This is a genomic window from Polaribacter sp. IC066, from assembly GCF_007997085.1.
Taxonomy (GTDB): Bacteria; Bacteroidota; Bacteroidia; order Flavobacteriales; family Flavobacteriaceae; genus Polaribacter.
In genome coordinates this window covers 13925-33533 of the sequence record NZ_VORR01000008.1, presented here as the reverse complement: position 1 = coordinate 33533, position 19609 = coordinate 13925, and the positions used below count along the sequence as shown (strand labels likewise).

At 29.3% G+C, this 19609-nt stretch carries 20 protein-coding genes; 10 read left to right on the top strand and 10 right to left on the bottom strand.

Going from position 1 to position 19609, the window contains the following annotated elements:
- Positions 1-138 precede the first annotated feature (138 nt).
- Positions 139-297, top strand: coding sequence for a PspC domain-containing protein (locus ES044_RS04000; protein WP_147118619.1), 159 nt, complete (start codon positions 139-141; stop codon positions 295-297).
- A gap of 243 nt (positions 298-540) precedes the next feature.
- Here the strand turns inward: ES044_RS04000 and ES044_RS03995 are convergent, their stop codons facing one another.
- Both ES044_RS03995 and recA read right to left on the bottom strand, forming a co-directional pair.
- Positions 541-1080, bottom strand: coding sequence for a GNAT family N-acetyltransferase (locus tag ES044_RS03995; protein ID WP_147118618.1), 540 nt, complete (start codon positions 1078-1080; stop codon positions 541-543).
- Between the two features lie 74 nt (positions 1081-1154).
- Positions 1155-2171 carry a recombinase RecA gene (gene recA, locus ES044_RS03990; RefSeq protein WP_147118617.1) on the bottom strand — a complete coding sequence of 339 codons (1017 nt, stop codon included), beginning with the start codon at positions 2169-2171 and terminating at the stop codon, positions 1155-1157.
- A gap of 115 nt (positions 2172-2286) precedes the next feature.
- Here recA and ES044_RS03985 point away from each other — a divergent pair, with 115 nt between their 5' ends.
- From ES044_RS03985 to ES044_RS03970, 4 genes are read left to right on the top strand one after another with little or no spacing between them, the layout of a single operon-like run.
- Positions 2287-2895 (top strand): hypothetical protein, encoded by a 609-nt coding sequence (locus ES044_RS03985; protein ID WP_147118616.1) that lies wholly within the window; start codon positions 2287-2289, stop codon positions 2893-2895.
- Entirely contained in the window at positions 2888-3250 is a 363-nt protein-coding gene (locus ES044_RS03980; protein ID WP_189663219.1) for a hypothetical protein, read from the top strand. Before ES044_RS03985 ends, ES044_RS03980 begins: the two co-directional genes overlap by 8 nt.
- 10 nt (positions 3251-3260) lie before the next feature.
- The gene (locus ES044_RS03975; RefSeq protein WP_147118615.1) at positions 3261-4058 is read left to right on the top strand and encodes an aldose 1-epimerase; all 798 of its coding nucleotides are present in this window, start codon (positions 3261-3263) and stop codon (positions 4056-4058) included.
- Between the two features lies 1 nt (position 4059).
- Positions 4060-4629 (top strand): pseudouridine synthase, encoded by a 570-nt coding sequence (locus ES044_RS03970; RefSeq protein WP_223269144.1) that lies wholly within the window; start codon positions 4060-4062, stop codon positions 4627-4629.
- Positions 4630-4827: 198 nt separating this feature from the next.
- Here ES044_RS03970 and ES044_RS03960 read toward each other — a convergent pair whose 3' ends face one another.
- On the bottom strand, positions 4828-5415 hold the full coding sequence (locus ES044_RS03960; RefSeq protein ID WP_147118613.1) for a porin family protein: 588 nt from the start codon (positions 5413-5415) through the stop codon (positions 4828-4830).
- Positions 5416-5592: 177 nt separating this feature from the next.
- Here ES044_RS03960 and ES044_RS03955 point away from each other — a divergent pair, with 177 nt between their 5' ends.
- The gene (locus ES044_RS03955) at positions 5593-6447 is read left to right on the top strand and encodes a FecR family protein (RefSeq protein ID WP_223269143.1); all 855 of its coding nucleotides are present in this window, start codon (positions 5593-5595) and stop codon (positions 6445-6447) included.
- Between the two features lie 28 nt (positions 6448-6475).
- Entirely contained in the window at positions 6476-8968 is a 2493-nt protein-coding gene (locus ES044_RS03950; protein ID WP_317131217.1) for a TonB-dependent receptor domain-containing protein, read from the top strand.
- Between the two features lie 2 nt (positions 8969-8970).
- Here ES044_RS03950 and ES044_RS03945 read toward each other — a convergent pair whose 3' ends face one another.
- The 4 genes from ES044_RS03945 to ES044_RS03935 all read right to left on the bottom strand — a co-directional run bounded on the left by ES044_RS03945 (position 8971) and on the right by ES044_RS03935 (position 12002).
- Complete coding sequence (locus ES044_RS03945) at positions 8971-9411, bottom strand: GNAT family N-acetyltransferase (protein WP_147118610.1); 441 nt, start codon at positions 9409-9411, stop codon at positions 8971-8973.
- 147 nt (positions 9412-9558) lie between these two features.
- Complete coding sequence (gene rpiB / locus ES044_RS03940) at positions 9559-9987, bottom strand: ribose 5-phosphate isomerase B (protein ID WP_147118609.1); 429 nt, start codon at positions 9985-9987, stop codon at positions 9559-9561.
- Positions 9988-10647: 660 nt separating this feature from the next.
- Positions 10648-10824, bottom strand: coding sequence for a hypothetical protein (locus ES044_RS18435; RefSeq protein ID WP_189663218.1), 177 nt, complete (start codon positions 10822-10824; stop codon positions 10648-10650).
- A 281-nt stretch (positions 10825-11105) separates the two neighbouring features.
- Positions 11106-12002: a diacylglycerol/lipid kinase family protein gene (locus ES044_RS03935; protein WP_223269142.1), complete on the bottom strand. Its 897-nt coding sequence runs from the start codon at positions 12000-12002 to the stop codon at positions 11106-11108.
- Between the two features lie 145 nt (positions 12003-12147).
- Here ES044_RS03935 and rnr point away from each other — a divergent pair, with 145 nt between their 5' ends.
- From rnr to ES044_RS03920, 3 genes are all read left to right on the top strand, one after another.
- Positions 12148-14373 carry a ribonuclease R gene (rnr, locus tag ES044_RS03930; RefSeq protein WP_147118607.1) on the top strand — a complete coding sequence of 742 codons (2226 nt, stop codon included), beginning with the start codon at positions 12148-12150 and terminating at the stop codon, positions 14371-14373.
- 217 nt (positions 14374-14590) lie between these two features.
- Entirely contained in the window at positions 14591-15280 is a 690-nt protein-coding gene (locus ES044_RS03925) for a head GIN domain-containing protein (RefSeq protein ID WP_147118606.1), read from the top strand.
- Positions 15281-15323: 43 nt separating this feature from the next.
- Positions 15324-15515 (top strand): twin-arginine translocase TatA/TatE family subunit, encoded by a 192-nt coding sequence (locus ES044_RS03920; protein ID WP_018943876.1) that lies wholly within the window; start codon positions 15324-15326, stop codon positions 15513-15515.
- A gap of 412 nt (positions 15516-15927) precedes the next feature.
- Here the strand turns inward: ES044_RS03920 and ES044_RS03915 are convergent, their stop codons facing one another.
- The 3 genes from ES044_RS03915 to gltX all read right to left on the bottom strand — a co-directional run bounded on the left by ES044_RS03915 (position 15928) and on the right by gltX (position 19096).
- A complete protein-coding gene (locus ES044_RS03915; RefSeq protein ID WP_147118605.1) occupies positions 15928-16851 on the bottom strand; it encodes an SPFH domain-containing protein in 924 nt (307 codons plus the stop codon).
- Positions 16852-17015: 164 nt separating this feature from the next.
- Complete coding sequence (locus ES044_RS03910; RefSeq protein WP_147118604.1) at positions 17016-17573, bottom strand: hypothetical protein; 558 nt, start codon at positions 17571-17573, stop codon at positions 17016-17018.
- A gap of 2 nt (positions 17574-17575) precedes the next feature.
- Positions 17576-19096 carry a glutamate--tRNA ligase gene (gltX, locus tag ES044_RS03905; RefSeq protein ID WP_147118603.1) on the bottom strand — a complete coding sequence of 507 codons (1521 nt, stop codon included), beginning with the start codon at positions 19094-19096 and terminating at the stop codon, positions 17576-17578.
- Positions 19097-19609 lie beyond the last annotated feature (513 nt).

Below are 19609 nucleotides of genomic sequence, written 5' to 3'. Positions count from 1 at the left end.
AGAATATCCTTTTAATATTTCGACGCAGAGCGTCGGGATATTAAACCCAAGATCCCGCTAAAAATCGGGATTAGTTCAACTTACAATTTTAAATTTATAGCTCCGCTATTTTTCAAAATTGAGTTTCACTAATAAAGTATGATTTTAGGAGTATCAAAATGGTTAAGCCCAAAAATAAATATCGAAGCAAAGTATATTAGAATAGGTTTTGTTTTAGCGGTTTTCTTTGCGGGTTTTGGTCTTGGTTTGTATTTAATTTTATGGATTGTAAAACTACTGACTACACAAGCACTTTAACAAGTGTCTGCTAAAAATATTTTAGTGCTAAATAACTATATGAAATACAAATTATTACGCATAAATTGTTGGGTATAGATTTCAGTTATACATTTTAATTATGAATAAATTTGTACTATAAACTGTTCTTTTCGTGATTTACGCGCCACTGAAATAGAGTTAGTTAAAAAGTCTTGTTTCTTTTCCTAGCGGCAAATAGGTTGTGTCTTTTAGCGAAGTGGTCTTACATCTTTTTAATAAACACTAGTGAAGCACTTTATAAACCTGACTCATTTTTCTAACACTATCATGCATTAACTCAAAAGGTAAAAATGTATGCGAATAATAGATATACCCTAATTTTTTATAAAATTGAAAAGCGTTTTGTTGCTCATTCATGGCATCTAACCAAATAATTTGATAGCCTTTTTGTTCCGCTTTTTCCTCTAACCAAGCTAACAAAAGTTTACCGATTCCGCTTCTTTGTGTTTTTGGATGCAGATAAATTCTGTGCAATTTTACTTGTTTTTCTTCTGGTAAACCCTCCAATTTTTCATCCCAAATAAACCTAAAGTTACCAATAATTTTACCTTTAAAAAGGATAAAATAATACCTTGCTTTTTTGTCTAAAAGTTCTTTTAAAATATTCTCTTTTGAATATTGTGAATTTATATACCAAGCGCCTTCATCCGTCCAAAAATGCTGATATGCTGGTGTATATATTTCTTGCATTAACCTAAAAAGAAATTCATAATCTGAACTTAAAACTTCTTTTAATTGTATGTTTTCTGATATTTTGATCATCTTTAAAAATAAAAACTGCTATTGGTTGATTACTCCAATAGCAGTTTCATAATAATAGTTGGAACTTTTAATACTTAATCTTGATTTTCAATAGCTTCTTTTATTTTACCTTCAAGTTCTTCTGCTAATTCAGGATTGTCTTTAATCAGTCCTTTTACAGAATCTCTTCCTTGGCCTAATTTAGTTTCACCATAACTAAACCAAGAACCACTTTTCTTTATAATACCTAACTCTACACCAATATCTAAAATTTCACCAACTTTAGAGATTCCTAGTCCATACATAATATCAAATTCTGCAATTTGAAAGGGTGGTGCTACTTTATTTTTTACAACTTTTACTTTTGTACTGTTTCCAATAACTTTATCACCATCTTTAATCTGCGTTCTTCTTCTAATATCTAAACGAACCGAAGCATAAAATTTAAGTGCGTTTCCTCCTGTTGTTGTTTCCGGATTCCCGAACATCACCCCAATTTTTTCTCTTAATTGGTTAATAAATATAACGGTACATTTTGTTTTAGAAATAGTACCTGTTAATTTACGCAATGCTTGCGACATTAAACGTGCATGCAGACCCATTTTAGAATCTCCCATTTCACCTTCAATTTCCGCTTTTGGCGTTAACGCTGCAACTGAATCGATAACAACAATGTCTATTGCTCCAGAACGTATTAAGTTCTCTGTAATTTCTAAAGCTTGCTCTCCATGATCTGGTTGAGAAATAATAAGGTTTTCTATATCAACGCCTAAATTTTGTGCGTAAAAACGGTCAAACGCATGCTCTGCATCAATAAAAGCTGCAATACCACCTGCTTTCTGTGCTTCTGCAATTGCATGCAAAGTAAGGGTTGTTTTACCAGAAGATTCTGGACCGTAAATTTCAATGACTCTACCTCTTGGATAACCACCAACGCCTAATGCTAAATCTAATCCTAAAGAACCAGAAGAAATGGATTCTATATCTTCTGCCACAGAATCGCCCATTTTCATTACGGCTCCTTTTCCATAGGTCTTATCTAACTTATCTAGTGTAAGTTGTAATGCTTTAAGCTTTGCTATTTTTTCTTTATTTTCTTTATCTGCTGCCATATATTGTGCTGAAAATGTTGTTATTTTAAGTGAGACAAGTTACGAAAAACTACTTTTAATTTCCTAATATTTTAGTTTCATTTTCGTACTTTTATAACAATATAAAATTCAACCTATGAAAAAGGAAATTATACAAACTTTGGCTCACAATTTTGAAGACCATTCGCAAACTACTGATTCTGGCATAGAATTTTGGTTTGCCAGAGATTTACAACAACTTTTAGGATATTCTGAATGGAGAAATTTTCACAATATCATTAAAAGAGCACAAAATATCATCATGCATAAACATATTCTTGGGAAAATTGTAAAATGTAATAAAAAAGTTAAACTCGGTTCAAATGCAAAAAGAAGTATTATTGACTATCAAATTGACAATGAAGCTTTTTTAATTATACAAGAGCTCTCAAGTAGTTTCAAACTAAATAATTTTTTTTCAATAAGAAATGAAAGCGTGGTTTTACAGTTAGTTAAAAAGTATTGTCATCACAATAAACTCTTTTTTAAATATCAATTTAATCTTGACAAATATTATTATGATTGTATAATCAATAATAAAATACTTTTAGAATTTGATGAACCTCATCATAGAGTAAGTCAAAGGCAAAAAATAATAGATAATGATAAAAATCGAATAGCCAGAGAAAATGATTTTTTAATATTTAGAGTTAATTTACAAATGGATATAATTGACATAATTTTATTTATAGAAAAAAATGCATAATTCTGAAATTACACAAGGAGATCAATCTTTATTTGGGAATTCTACAAAACAAATGAAAACTAAATTAGGGATTCCTAATAATAGAGCTTTAGCAGATTATTTACCAACAATTACTATAAAAGCAAAAGATTTTGCGACAGAAATAACTATTTTTAATACCAAAGACAAAGATTTAAGAACAGAAAACAGTATTTCTAAAGAACATATAACGAATAATAGTTCTGTTAGAAAGATACTACTTGAAAGAGGAATTAAACCTGAAAACTTACCTGCAGAAGAAGATATTAAAAAATTAGAAAGAAGAGTTTACTCTGAATCAAAAAAATTGGGCAAAAATCCGGATAGATTAAAATAATTATACACAAATGAAAAATGTAGTTTTACTAATTTCTGAAGACAAGCAATCAGAAGTTAAAATTGAAAACGGCGAATTGATCAGTTTTAAAAAAGAAAACCAAGAATACATTCATCAAAAGGGAAGTAAAGGTTGGCGTAAATCTGATGATGAAATGTTTCCTATAATTGGGCCAACAGATAAAAATAATTTTAAAGTACATACCAAAAATGGTGATGCAGTTCAAGATCAGCACGGTATGCTGCGTGAAATGGTCTATACTTTGGTTTCTTCGGATAAAAAAAGTGCTAATTTTATCAAAAAATATCAGAAAAATACCCAAATTACAAATAGCAAGTTTCCAGAGAAATCTACAGAAGCAAATTTATTTTGGCCTTTTGATTTCTCGTTTGAAAAGAATTTTAAACTAGATAATGATATTTTAACCATCAATTTTATCATCAATTCAGAAAAAAGAATGCCTTTTATGCTCGGCTATCATCCTGCTTTTTTATTATCTGAAACTGGCAAAGAAACTTTAGTCTCTGGCGATAAAGGATTCACTTTAGATGAAATTTATAAAGCAGGCGCTAATGCTTTTCCTGTTTTAAATACAGATAAAATTATTCTAAAAAATAGCGATAAAAAAGATCTAGAAATTACAACAAAAGGTTTTAACAATTTTATGCTCTGGACAGAAGTTGACAACATGATTTGCATAGAACCCATTACACAATATACATCGTACACAGATCAAAAATTTTCGGAAGAAAACATGTCTTTATCCGAAGAAAAAAATAGTTTTTCTGTAAAAATAAAAGTGCTTTAATTTGTTAGAAAACCATCGCCATTTTATCATTCATAAACCTTGGGGAATGATTTCTCAATTTATAAATCCCGCAAAGCGGAAGAAAAAATTATTAGGAGATTTGCATGATTTTCCAGAAGGAACAATGGCAATTGGGCGTTTAGATGTTGCTTCTGAAGGATTACTTTTTTTAACAACAGATGGCAAAGTTTCTCATGAAATTAGGAGTAATAAGTACGAAAAAGAATACTATGTTCAGGTAGACGGAATTATAACACAACAAGCAGTAGAACAATTAAAAAATGGTGTAGAAATTGGTTTTGATGGCAAAAAGTACATCACAAAACCAGGAAAAGCATTGTTAATTGAAGATCCTAAATTTGCATTGAGAAGTCAGAAAATTAGAGATGAACGACATGGACCTACAAGTTGGGTTGCTATAGTAATTAGAGAAGGAAAATTTAGACAAGTTCGAAAAATGACTGCTGCCGTCGGTTTTCCTACGTTGCGTTTAATTCGTGTTAGAATTGGCGAAATAAAATTAGAAGATTTAGCAGTAAGTGGTGTTATTGAAGTTGATGCTATTATGTGACATTTGTCAAATAAAATAAAAAGAATTCTTTCTAATTTTGTAGTATGGATACTTCTACTACCACTTTATATGTTGCAACAGAAATCATCATTTTACACTTTATAGTTGGCTTTGGATACTTACTTTATAAAACAAAAAAAGAGCGAAAAATAATTATTTTTCGCTCTTTTTATTTCAGTAAAATTATTGTGATAAAACTTAAAACTCAAATCCTAAAGAGATTTGTAAAACTCTATTTTTTGGCTTGTCTTCGTCGTAAATATCACTTTGACCCAGATGGTATCTTGCAGCTAATGTTACGCCGGCATCACTTTTAAAACCTACCCCTAAATTTACTCCCCAATCAAAATTGCTTGGCTCAAATTCTTTAGAAGTATCATATAAAATAAAACCAGAATCAAAAGTTTCTTTATGTGCAATAGAAAATCCTATTTGTGGCCCAGCTTCTATAAAAAAGCTTTTTACAGGATATACTTTTAACATTAATGGCACATTTATATAATCTAACTTTTGCGTGTAAGTTCCGTTTTCATCTATAATTTTATACCCTTGTTTCGAATATAAAATTTCTGGCTGAATAGAAAGGTATTTACCTATGTAAGATTCTCCATAAATACCGATATGATACCCGTGTAACTTTTCAGTTTCTGAAGATCCGTCAAAACTAACAGAAGATACATTATAACCACCTTTAATGCCGGCTGTCGATTTATTTTTTCTGTCTTGGGCACTTAATGATATGATACTTGTAATCATTAATGCTATTGTAATATATATTGTTTTCATCTATTTTGTGTTTTTAGTTGATAAATTATCTTCCTCCGTTTGCTTTTAAATCTGCTAAACATTGTGCATCTAATGCTGGTACTTGCCCTCCAGAGATCATGCTACCAATTCCTTGACTTGTTTCTGCTGCCCAATACATTAAACAATCTGAATAGAGAAGTATCTGAAGAAGAACTTGTGCGTTTAAAAAAAACAGAAGCTTTTAAAACTTTAGAGAAAATTGCGCATTATGCTCCTCAAATAGCAACCCCTAAAGTTGATGTTCAAAAAGCCCTTGCAAGCTTAAAATTGAAGACAAAAAAGACGGCTAAAAAAAATAAAGTTGTTTCTCTTAATTTTAAACAAATCTTTAAATATGCCGCAGCACTTCTAGTTTTATTTACCAGCGGTTATTTCTTACTTTTTAACAATACCTCTAGTTTTAAAACAACATACGCACAAACTAAAAATGTTACTTTACCAGATAATTCTGAAGTTTTTTTAAACGCAAATTCAGAAATTATTTACACTAAAAAAAATTGGGAAGAGGGCAGAAGCTTAACTTTAAAAGGAGAAGCTTTTTTTAAAGTTCAAAAAGGTAAAACATTTACTGTGCAAACAAATATAGGTTCTGTTACCGTGCTTGGAACACAATTTAACGTAAAGAAAAGAACTAATTATTTTGAGGTTAAAACCTATGAAGGTTTGGTTAGTGTTGCCTATAAAGATACACTTGTAAAATTACCAAAAGGAACAATTTTTAGAGTGATAAATGACGAGATAGCGACTAAAAAAACGTTTGATATAAGAGAGAAGTCTTGGTTACAAAAAGAATCTAATTTTAAAAGTACCTCGTTGCGTTTTGTTTTAGCAGAAATAGAAAACCAATTTGGTTATACAATAGAAACAGAAAATATAAATTTGAATGTTTTATATTCTGGTGGTTTTAAACATACAGATGTACAAATAGCCATGCAATCAGTAACAATCCCTTTACAATTATCTTATAAAATTAATGGTAAAAAAATTACTGTATTCAACACAGCTCCATAAAAGTAGCTTTTTTTTTATCAGTCTTTTCTTGACTTTAAATACTCTTTACAGTCAAAGTATAACTGAAAAAGTAGCACTTTCTTCGTTGTTATTACAACTTGAAAAAACCTACGATATTAAATTTTCTTATTCTGATAATGATATCAAAAATATTTATGTAGCGCAACCAGAAAAAGAAATATCCATAGATGAACTTTTAGCTTTTTTAAACGAGAAAACTTTTTTACACTTTAAAACACTTGACAATAGATATATTACGGTTTCTTTTTTAAACAAAACAGTAAGTATTTGCGGAACGGTTTTAGATTCACAATCACTAAAACCCTTGGTATTGGCATCTATTCAAGTAGCTGGTTTTACTTTAGGAACTACCACCAATAATAAAGGAATATTTACTTTAAAAAATGTTCCTGTAAAAGCTACTTTAAGCATTTCATTTATAAGTTTTAAAACAAAAAAGATAGCGGTTAAAGCATTATTTTATGGTTTAAATTGCGAACAAATTTTTTTAGAAGAAAAAACAGAAGCGTTATCAGAAATTACAATGCCAAAACTTTTAACTTCTGGTTTGCAAAAAAATGTAGATGGAAGTGTTGTTTTAAACACCAAAAAATTCGGCATTCTTCCTGGTTTAATAGAACCAGATATTTTAAAAACTATTCAAATTCTACCGGGTATAGAAAGTGTAAACGAAACTATTTCTAATATTAATGTGAGAGGTGGTAGAAATGATCAAAATTTAATACTTTGGGATGGCATTAAAATGTATCATTCTGGTCATTTTTTTGGGTTAATTTCTGCTTATAATCCTTATTTAACAGAAAAAGTTAGTGTTACTAAAAACGGCACAAGTAGTGCGTTTTCAGACGGAGTTTCATCTACCATAAACATGCAAACTGCTAACAGCATTACCAATAAACTTTCTGGTGGCGGCGGTTTCAATTTGTTAAGTACAGATGCTTTTGTACAGATTCCTATAAAAGAAAATTTAGAGCTGCATATTTCTGCAAGAAGATCTTTTACAGATATCGTAAATACACCAACTTATAATAATTATTTTTCGCGAAGTTTTCAAGATAATTCAGTTGCATCAAATACTGTAAATAACACAGAATCGAATTTTTATTTCTTTGATTGTTCTTTTAAACTATTATATGATCTTAATTATAAACATGCCATTAGAACCAACTTTATCCACATAAAAAATAATTTAGAATATTTAGAACAGTACACTTCTAACAACACTACAATTGAAGAAAATAGTGCGTTAAAACAAGAAAATTTAGGTGCAAATATGAATTGGGATGCCAATTGGAATGCTAAATTTTCTACTAACTTATCTATTTTTATTTCAGATTATAAAATAAATTCGTCAGATTATAATAAGGATACCGATCAATTTCAAACACAGTTTAATAATGTTTTAGAAACTGAATTAAAACTGAATTCTACCTATGAATTTTCTGATGCTTTACATTTTATAAACGGATTTGTTTTTAATGAAATTGGCGTTAAGAATACCACAACTGTAAACGCACCTACTTTTTCTAAAATAGAAAAAAATGTTTTGGTTAAAAGTGCCTTGTTTTCAGAAATTGAGTATCATAAAAACAACACCTTCGCAAGGTTTGGAGTTCGGGCAAATTACTTTCATAAATTTCAAAAACTGGTGATTGAACCAAGAATTAATATCAGACAAAAATTAAATGACCAATTTGCTATAAAGTTAGAAGGAGAGTTTAAAAACCAAACTACCACACAAAAAATAGATTTTGAAGATAATTTTTTAGGTATAGAAAAAAGAAGGTGGATTCTTTCTGACGATGAAAATACGCCTATTATGACAAGTAAACAAGCTTCTTTTGGTATCGAATATTCTAAAAATAAAATCTATGCAGATATTACTGGTTTTTACAAAAAAATAGATGGTATTACGGCAGCAAATCAAGGTTTCTATAACAACACACAAAACTTTATTTCTATTGGCAACTATGAAACAAAAGGAGTAGAGCTTTTAGTGAATAAACAAACCAAAAAAATTAGCACTTGGGTAAGTTATACATATTCAAAAAACGAATATACTTTTGATGTTTTTAATCCGCAAACATTTTCTAATAGTTTAGAAATTTCTCACTCCTTAAGCGCAGCTTTTAATTACAACTTCACTCAAAATTTAAAAGTTTCTTTTGGTGGTATTTTGCGTTCTGGAAGACCTTATACAAAACCTGTAAAAGGAAATGAAACCATACAAAATGGCAATAGAATTATTGTAAACTACGATAATCCTAACCAAGAAAGATTAGATAATTTTTTTAGAATTGATATTTCTGGGAGTTATAAATTTGAGCTTTCTAAAACCGTAGAATCTACCATTCGTTTTGGTTGTACCAATATAACTGACAAACAAAATATGCTAGATTCTTATTATATTGTAGACAATGCGAGTACAAATAATGTAAAAATAATCAATAATTATTCTTTACCTTTTACACCTAATTTAAGTTTTAGAGTCAATTTTTAGTACTACTTCTTATCCATTCTAATATGCGGAATTCCGTCTTCTAAATAACCTTCACCTACTTTTTTAAATCCGTGAGATTCATAGAACTTTTTTAGATATACTTGCGCAGAAATTGTAATTTCATCAACATTAAAATGATCTTTTATTGCATTTGTAGATGCTTTCATTACCTCATGCCCAAAGCCAAATTTTCTTTCATTCTCTTGCACAACAACTCTACCAATACTTGCAGCGTCAAAATAATCTTTAGGTTTAAAAATACGCGTGTAGGCAACAATTTTATCATTTTTTACACCAAAAACATGCAACGCTTTTTGATCTTTAAAATCTATATCTTGGTATACACAATCTTGTTCTACTACAAAAACTTCTGATCGTAATTGTAAAATTTGATAGAGTTCTGTTGTTGTTAATTCTTGGAATGATTTTGTTATAAAATTCATAATTCTAAATTCTAGATGTTCTCGATACAATTTTGCTTAAAAAAGCAAAACCATTCGAACTGACAATGCTTAATATCAGATTCAATACACTTTCTAATATTTTGAGTAAAATTCTTTTTTAAAAATTTAATATCGAATAATTTTTATTTAACAAGAAATTTTATCAACTCTAGTTCCATGTCTTCCACCTTCAAACGCTGTGGTAAGAAAAACATCTACAAAACCAATGGCTTGTTGTAAAGACACAAAGCGAGCAGGAATGGTTAAAACGTTTGCATTATTATGCTGTCTTGTTAAAGCTACCAATTCATTATTCCAACACAAAGCAGCTCTTATTCCTTGATGTTTGTTTGCAGTCATTTGAGCACCGTTACCAGAACCACAAAGAATTATACCTAATGTTGCTTTACCAGATTCTACAGCATTTGCTGTGGGATGAATAGCATCAGGATAATCCATAGAATTATTTGTATCGGTTCCAAAATTTAGAATTGTATATCCTTTATTTTCTAAATGTTTTATAATTTCGAATTTGTATTCGGTACCTGCATGATCGTTACCAATTGCAATTGTCATAATAGATTGATTTTAATTGAGTTGTTCAGCAAAAATATATAAATTAACGGTTATCAACAGTTATAAACAATCAAAATTTTAGCATTTTTAATAACCTATTAGTTTTTAAGTTTTTAGCGTTTTAAGTAATTGTTAAGAAGTTGATATGAAAAACTCGAAACTTTTTTTGGTCATTCTAATTTTTATTTCAATACAGGGGAGCTTACCACATACGCAAACTTTATTATAAGTTTTTGATAAAAGTTTATCAACATAAAATTTACAATTTGTTTACATAGGTTGGGTTATGAACTACTAAGTATTTTAGGTTAACTGCTGTTTATAAGTTTTGTTAACAACTCTATTTTAGAGTTGATTTTTAAGTGATTAAAAACTCATAAGATGTCAGTGGTTTTTAATAACTCACATATAAAAACTAAATGTACTTATTTTGTAGTAGCTATTCACAGACTATTATAACCATCATTGTTTTTTAAAATTTGAGAAAAGAAATATAATTATAATATAGAATGTTCATAAGTCTGAAAAATTAAGTTTTTAGTTTTTTAAAAAGCAAACAGCTATTCTAAAACAATACTATTAATTTTAAATGAATTAGAAGTTGATAAAGGTATTGTAAGTATGATTGCAGTACTTGGTATCAAAAAAGGTAAACGTAAATTAAGCATTCTTCCTTTTAACTTTTAAACGATAAAGTGTGTCTTTATTAATTTCTACAGTAGATTCATTTTTAAGGTCACTTTTATTTAAAGAAGTATTTATGGTAGCTATAGTAATACAGATACCCGCAATAAGGATAAAGGCAAATAATGCTATAATTTTTCGCAAGCTTTTCATAATAAAAGATCTTCTTCTAATATAAAGACGTAATATTTTGCCAAACGTTACAGAAAATTTAAGATTTTTTTAACGTATTTATACTTAATTTAAAGAATTCTATAAGAAGTACTTATAATTTTTCATTTATTTTTGCTTTGAAAAAAATCTCATGATAATAATAAAGATTCAGTTTTACAAATAAGAACTACGTATGTATGAAGTAGGATACCAAACTAAAGAGGTAGTGTAATTTATAAATTCTTTATATTTTAGGGTGATAAATTAGATTTTTTTAAACGTTAGTTCACCAAGAAATTAATTGCTTTTTCAATAATTTTTACGTGTATTTTTCCAGTGCCAACGAGTTCACCATCCGCTTGAATAAAAGGTTTTGAAGTAGTTGAAATTACCGCAATTTCTTTGGTTTTATAGGTCTCAATTTTTTGATGATGCGTAGTATTTCCGTTATATAATTTTTTGATATTTAATAGTAAATCTGCTAAATTTAAATTTTTAGCAATGGTAATGTCTAATAAACCATCCGTAGGATTTACATTTTTAGTAAACTGCATGCCGCCCCCAGAAAATTTAAAAATTCCGATTAAAACCATTAAACAATTGGTTTCTATAACCTTATCATCAAAAATAATTTTAAAAATAGTTTTTTTATAGTATAGTAAACCAGCAATTCCGGCTAATAAATATCCAATAGAACCAAAACGTTTTAATTTCTCTAGTTTGTGAACAACATAACCATCATAGCCTACACCTGCTATATTGTTAAAATAAGAAATAGTATTACTTTCAGTTTCTAAAACTCCAATATTTTGTAAAATTGTTTTATTTTGATGAATGATATTAATTGATTTTTCTATAGAATTCGGAATGTTATAGGTCTTTATCCAATCGTTTCCAGTACCTAAAGGAATCACTCCAATAGTTATATCAGAAGTTTTTACATACCTTTGCATCATTATTTCGTTAACTACATGGTGTAATGTTCCGTCTCCACCAATCGAAATAATGTTTCTAAAACCTTGTTGAATTGCCGTTTCCACCAATTTAACTTCATGTTTAGAAAACTGTGTAAAAGCAAAAGAAAAGTCTATTTTTAGATGGTTTAACACATGCTGAATTTCTTTCCAAAGTTTAGAAAAATTCCGATTTCCAGAAGTAGGATTTGCAATTATAAACAAGAGCCAGCATTGAGCTTGACGAAATGAGACATAAATAATAATTTAAAAAAAGCCAGAGTACAATAATAGATTGATAACTATTTTTTAATAAACACGTAGCTGTAAAAATCGTATTTTGGTATCATATAACAAGAAGTAAGAATTAATGACAAAAAAGAAGAAAAAAATATATAAGAAAAAAGGGAACGTTGTAAAAGACTTAACTAGAAATATATTTAGAATTTTAAACGAAGACAGTAATAAATTTTATAATTATAAACAAATTGCTGCAAAATTAAACATTTCTGATACCGATGGTAAAAATCAGATTTTAAAGAAATTAGCAGAATTAACAGGAACAAAGAAAATTAAAGAAGGTGATAAAGGAAAGTTTCAGATTAATGAAGATAGAAAATATTCTTTAGGTACTTTAGATATTACCTCTAATGGTAACGGGTATTTTATGACCGATGATTATGAAGATGACGTATTTACGCCTAATATAAATTTAGGCAAAGGTTTGCATGGAGATGTGGTAAGAGCGTATGTTTATAAAAGAAAACGAAGTAATAAATTAGAGGCAGATGTTGTAGAAGTTATAGAACGTGCAAAAACAGATTTTGTGGGTGTTTTACAAAAGAACAAAAATTTTGGTTTTGTAATACCAGACAATAACAAAATGTATGCAGATATTTTTATTTCTGAAAATAAAATGAATGGTGCAGAACATGGTGATAAAGTACAAGCTAAAATTATAGATTGGCCAGAAAATTCTAAAAATCCGTTTGGGAAAATTACAACAGTTCTAGGAAAACCAGGAGATCATAATACAGAAATGCATTCTATTCTATTAGAATATGATTTGCCGTATGAATTTGAGCCAGAAGTAGAAAAAGAAGCAGAAAGTTTACCGTTAGAAATTACCAAAGAAGAAATTTCTAAACGTAGAGATATGCGTAAAGACTTAACCTTTACCATAGATCCTAAAGATGCAAAAGATTTTGATGATGCTTTATCTTTTACAAAATTAGAAAACGGGAATTACGAAATAGGGATTCATATTGCAGATGTTTCGCATTATTTACAGCCAAATACTATTTTAGATGATGAAGCGTATAAAAGAGCTACTTCAGTTTATTTAGTAGATAGAGTAGTACCGATGTTGCCAGAAATGTTGTCTAATGGGGTGTGTTCTTTAAGACCAAATGAAGAAAAATTAACTTTTTCTGCTGTGTTTGAAATTAACGAAAAAACACAAGTTATCAATGAATGGTTTGGTAGAACAGTAACCTATTCAGATCAGCGATTTGCGTATGAAGAGGCACAAGCAATTATAGAAAATTGTGAGCTTACGGAGGAGATGCAATCGTATCAAATGCCTTCGGATATTTCTATTATTGATGCAGCATATACAGTGACTAAAGAAATTGTAGAAGCTACTTTAAAATTAGATGAATTGGCAAAAATTATGCGCGCAAAACGTATGAAACAAGGCGCAATTTCTTTTGATAGGGCAGAGGTAAAGTTCAATTTAGATAAAGATGCAAATCCTATTGGCGTTTTCTTTAAAACGTCTCAAGATGCTAATAAATTAATTGAAGAATTTATGTTATTAGCCAATAGAAAAGTAGCAGAATTTATAGGAAGTAATAAAGGCAAAGCGTCTGGTAAAACTTTTATCTATAGAATTCATGATGAACCAAATGATGAGAAGTTAGCTTCTTTGCAGAATATTATTAGCAAATTTGGTTATAAAATTAATACAGATACCAAAGAATCTACATCAGAATCTTTAAATCAGTTGTTAAGTGATGTAAACGGAAAAGCAGAATCGAATATGATTGAAACATTAACAATCAGAACGATGTCTAAAGCGGTGTATACCACACAAAATATTGGGCATTACGGATTGGCTTTTGATTATTACAGTCATTTTACATCACCTATAAGACGGTATCCAGATGTAATGACTCATAGATTGCTACAACATTATTTAGATGGCGGAGATACTCCAAAAGCGCTTCCGTATGAAGACAAGTGTAAGCATTCTTCGCATCGAGAAGAATTAGCGTCTAAAGCAGAAAGATCTTCTATAAAATACATGCAAGTTAAATACATGCAAGATCATAAAGATGAAGTTTTTGATGGTGTAATTACTGGCGTTACAGAATGGGGAATTTACGTAGAAATTTCAGCAAACAAATGTGAAGGAATGGTAAGAATAAGAGATATAAAAAGTGATTTTTATATTTTTGATGAAGACCAATATGCAATTGTTGGGCAGTCTACAAAAAATATGTATCAATTGGGTGATGCTGTAAAAATACAGGTAAAAAAGACCGATTTAGAACGTAAACATTTAGATTTTAACTTGATAGAAGATAAATCATAATCATTTAAAATTATGTGTATTAAGAATTGTAATTCTTGTAAAAAATGAGAATTCACAAACAAATACACATAATTTTTTGCAATAGTTTTTTTAAGCACATAAATTAAATGGTTAAAGATTTAAAACTTTCTCGTTTTTGTCACAATAAAAAACTAATAAAGTCTTTATAATGTTATGCTTGTTGATTTTAGTAGATTAGAAACCAAATTTAAAAATTATGAAAAAAATATTTTTTGTATGTTCAATTATGTTTAGTGTATCGCAAATAGCACAAACAACCGTTACTAAAAACTTGGGAGATTATTCAATTTTAAAAGTGTACAATGGTATTACTTTAGAATTAATAGCGTCTACAGAAGCCAAACTGGTAATTACAGGTAAAAAATCAGAAAAAGTAAAGATTAAAAATGTAAATAATACGTTAAAAATATCATTACCTTTCTCCTTAAATCCAGAAGATAATTTAGCAAACGGCGAGGTTTTAGTAACTTTATATTATAATAAACAATTAGATGTTATTGATGCCAATGAAGGTGCAACCATTTCGGGTAAAGAAATTACGCAAGATAAACTAGAAGTAAATGCGCAAGAAAGAGCCTTTATCAATCTCGTATTAAATGTTAAATATTTAGACGTAAGAGCTTCCTCTGGTGGTATTATAAAGTTATTGGGTGCTGTACAGAACCAAATAGTAGACGTAGACTTATATGGTGTGTATAATGGTTTCGATTTAAACACAGTGTCAAATGCTACGGTTAAGGCGGGTACAGGTGCAAAAGCAGAAATTATGGCAGGAGAAACTTTAAATGCAAAAGTAAGTTTTGGTGGTTCTATTTTTTACAAAGGAAATCCAAAAGTTTCAATAGATAAAAAAGTAATAGGTGGTACCATTCAAAAAAGAGATTAATAAAAACCTTTTCGTATCTTTGTACTATTAAAATTTATAAATCATGAATACTTTAAATATTTTTTTATTAGGAATGCCTGGTGGAGGATCTATGATTCTTATCGCGATAGCGCTTTTATTATTGTTTGGTGGTAAGAAAATACCAGAGTTAATGAAAGGAATCGGTGGAGGCTTAAAAGAGTTTAAAAAGGCTTCTAAAGAAGAAGGTGAAGAAAAATTAGAAGAAAAGAAATAATTCTTTTTTACATATAGAATAAAAACTCAATCTGTAGATTACGGATTGAGCTTTTTTGTGCAATAAAATTAGATGCGTTATGGGTGATAGGAAAAATAGTTATGTACAGGAAGAATTTACAAACTAGTACCAAATAAGAATTTAAAGCATAAACAGATCGTATTCTTTATATCATTTATTCGAAATGGTTTAAAATGTGTACTAGAAGATAAAAATACGAAGTAAAATATAAGTATAAAAGCTATAGGACGAAGAAAAGTTAGTGAAATGAGTTCTATTTTAGCAAGATTTAAAGAGGTTACGATTTAATAATTTGTGTATTTGTTACAAAGTTAAAATTATTTAAAGTTGACACAAAAAAAAGCCAAAACATTTATGTTTTGGCTTTTTTTATTTTAGAGAATATAGTAAGTTATTCTTTATCTTTTAGTCTTTGATTTTTCATGGATTCACCAATCTGATTACTTGCCGTAAAACTTGCTACCATATCATTTAGCATGGTGCTTCCGGCCTGTGGAGAGTTTGGTAGTAATATTAAATTACTATTTGTGTGCTGCCCAATAGACTGTAAAGTATCATAATGCTGCGTTACTACAATCAAAGCAGATGCTTCTTGAGAGTTGATACCAACTTTATTTAAAACCTCTACACTTTCTTCTAAACCACGTGCAATTTCTCTTCTTTGGTCTGCAATACCTTGTCCTTGTAAACGCTTGCTTTCTGCTTCAGCTTTTGCTTTTTCTACAATTAAAATACGTTGTGCATCACCTTCATATTGAGCCGCTGTTTTTTCTCTATCTGCAGCGTTAATTCGATTCATTGCTATTTTTACTTGTGAATCTGGATCAATATCAGTTACCAAAGTTCTAATAATATCATATCCATATTCCATCATTGCATCATTTAACTCTGATTTTACAGCAATGGCAATATCATTTTTTTTGACAAATACATCGTCTAATTTCATTTTTGGTACTTCTGCTCGTACTACATCAAAAACGTATGAGGTTATTTGCTCATGCGGATAATCTAATTTATAAAAAGCATCATAAACTTTTTCATTTATCACTTTATACTGTACAGAAACTTTTAATTTTACAAAAACATCATCTAACGTTTTAGTTTCTATAATAACATCTAATTGCTGAATTTTTAAACTTAATCTTCCGGCAACTCGATCTACTAAAGGAATTTTTAAATGAAGTCCAGACTGACGAATGCTATGGAATTTTCCAAATCGTTCAATAATAGCAGCAGTTTGCTGTTTTACCATAAAAAAAGCGGCAAAAAGAAGAATTGCTGACAAAACAATAATAATAATAAGTGTTGCACTCATGGTAGTTATTTTAATAGTTCATATTTATATGTCTTGTAAAGATACGGATTTTTAGTGTTTACTTATTATACGTCTTTAGCTAAAAATGTTCTATATTTTAGTTAAAATTCATAAAAAAGCCCTAAAAATTAATATTTTTAAGGCTTTTTTATAACACTATTTAGTTATTTTTCTTCTTTTTCTTCCTCTTCTTGTGTAGGAATAACCTTATAGAGTTTTCTATTGTATTTAACCCATTTTTTATACTGTCTTTCGGTTAAAAGATCGCTTATAGTGCTATCTAATTGTAGATCTTTTTTCTTTAAAATTTCTGATATTGGTTTAAGACTTTCCATCATTGTTTCTTGTATCTTCTTTTGACCTGATGCATCTCTAGTTTTTTGAGCATTTGCCTGAAAGTTTTCAACCATTTCTTTGGTGCTTCTTAAGGTAAAACTGTTAATTCTTCTAATGGCTGCTATCTCTTTATTGTAAGCAGTTAACGTATTAGAAAACTTTTTCCCTACATCTGATGAGAGTTTTATCTTCGATTTTTTTGCAGCTTTTTCAATATCATAAATAACAATTCCTAAATATTTTTCTACTTCATACTTAAATTTCGGAGCTTCTCTAGGTGTCTGTGTCATTTCTTGTTGACGACGATTTTGCTGATTGCCTCCTCTAAACTGACTGTGCGTAATAAAACTAGATAACGTTAAAAATAGGATTAATAATTTTCTCATACTTAATGTTTTTCGATTGCGTTGTTAATTCTTTGTATTGTATCGTCTTTCCCAATCATGGCAATAATATCAAATAAATGAGGACCTGCTAATTTACCAACCAAACTTAAACGTAAAGGTTGCATTATTTTACCAAAACCAATTTCTTTGGCAGTAATCCATTCTTTGATTTCTTTTTCTGTATTTTCTGATGTAAAGTTACTAACGTTAGCGATTATAGCAGTCAATTCTTGCATTAAAGTAGCTGTATCCTCTTTCCAATTTTTTTTAGAAGCCTTTGCATCATATTCTTTTGGAGCCTCAAAAAAGTATGAGGATAATTCCCAAAAGTCAGCTACAAAAATCGCTCTTTCTTTAATCGAAGAAACTACTTTTAAAACGTATTCTTTTTCTTTATCGATTCCTTTTTCTAATAAAATAGGGATGTATAAGTCAGTTAAAAGTGCATCATCTTTAGTTTGCATGTATTGTTGCTGAAACCAACTTGCTTTATCTGGGCTAAATTTTGCACCAGATTTACTAACACGGTTTAGATCAAAATGCTGCACCAATTCATCTAAAGAAAAAATTTCTTGTTCTGTGCCTGGATTCCATCCTAAAAAAGCCAACATATTTATAAAAGAATCTGCAAAATATCCATCTTCTTTATATCCTCTAGCAATCTCATTAGTTTCTTCATTGGTGTAAGCTAAAGGAAACACCGGAAAGCCTAATTTATCACCATCTCTTTTACTTAATTTACCTTTACCAACTGGTTTTAAAATTAAGGGTAAATGCGCAAATTTTGGAGCGGTCCAACCAAAAGCCCTATACAATAAAATATGCAAAGGCAAAGAAGGCAACCATTCTTCACCACGAATTACATGGCTAATTTTCATTAAATGATCATCAACAATATTTGCTAAATGATAGGTTGGCATTCCGTCAGATTTAAATAGAATCTTATCATCTAACGTATTGGTATCTATTGTAATTTTTCCGCGAATTTCATCCTCCATTTCCAAAATTTCATCTTTGGCTGTTTTAAAACGGATCACATAATTTTCGCCTGAAGCAATTCTACTTTGTATTTCTTCGTCAGATAAAACTAAAGAATTTACAAGACTGCCTTGTTCTCTGTTATGCCAATTGTAAATAAAAGTTTTTCCTGCTGCTTCATGATTTTTTCTATGTTCGTTTAAAGCATCAGACGTATCAAAAGCATAATAAGCCCAACCAGAATTTATGAGCCTAGTTGCATACTCTTGGTATAAATCTTTACGTTCAGATTGTCTATAAGGACCAAATTTTTCATTTTTTGCTGGACCTTCATCAAACGGAATATTACACCATTTTAATGCGTCAATAATATATTGTTCTGCATTTTTTACATAACGTGTTTGGTCAGTATCTTCTATTCTTAAAATAAAAGTGCCGTTATGTTTTTTGGCAAATAAGTAATTATACAAGGCTGTTCTTATACCACCAATATGCAAAGGGCCTGTAGGACTTGGTGCAAAACGCACACGTACATTAGATTCCATGGTTTGTTTATTTTAAAGATACAAAGATAGTTTTTATAAGAGAGAATAGAAATTAGAGTATAGAAAATTGACGAACTATGGTAAGATCATTTTTATAATTTATTATGAGCTTAAAATAGTGTATCATTTAATATTTTTAAAATTGAAAGTTTTTGATGTTCTCTTTTTTACAGCGTTATTATTTTAGTGAATCTCAATTTTGAAAAATAGTGAAGCTATGAATTATAATACGGCAAGTTGAATCTACTTTTTCGTCAGGCAGATGTATTTCACTGTTTGTCCTTAATTTTTTAAGTATTCGCGGTATCTTGGGTTTATTTGTTGAAGTTTTAGGGGGCACTATTAAAAGAATATTTTTCTTGTTCTATCTTTTGAGTATTTCTAAAGTGTGTATACATGGGTATATAAGTAGGCACCTTTTTTAGTTTTACTAGTTGAAACAAGGAGAGCAAAGAGATTTGCGTAATAGCTAAAACTAGAAATTTGGCATCTAAATTTTGATGTTTTATACCT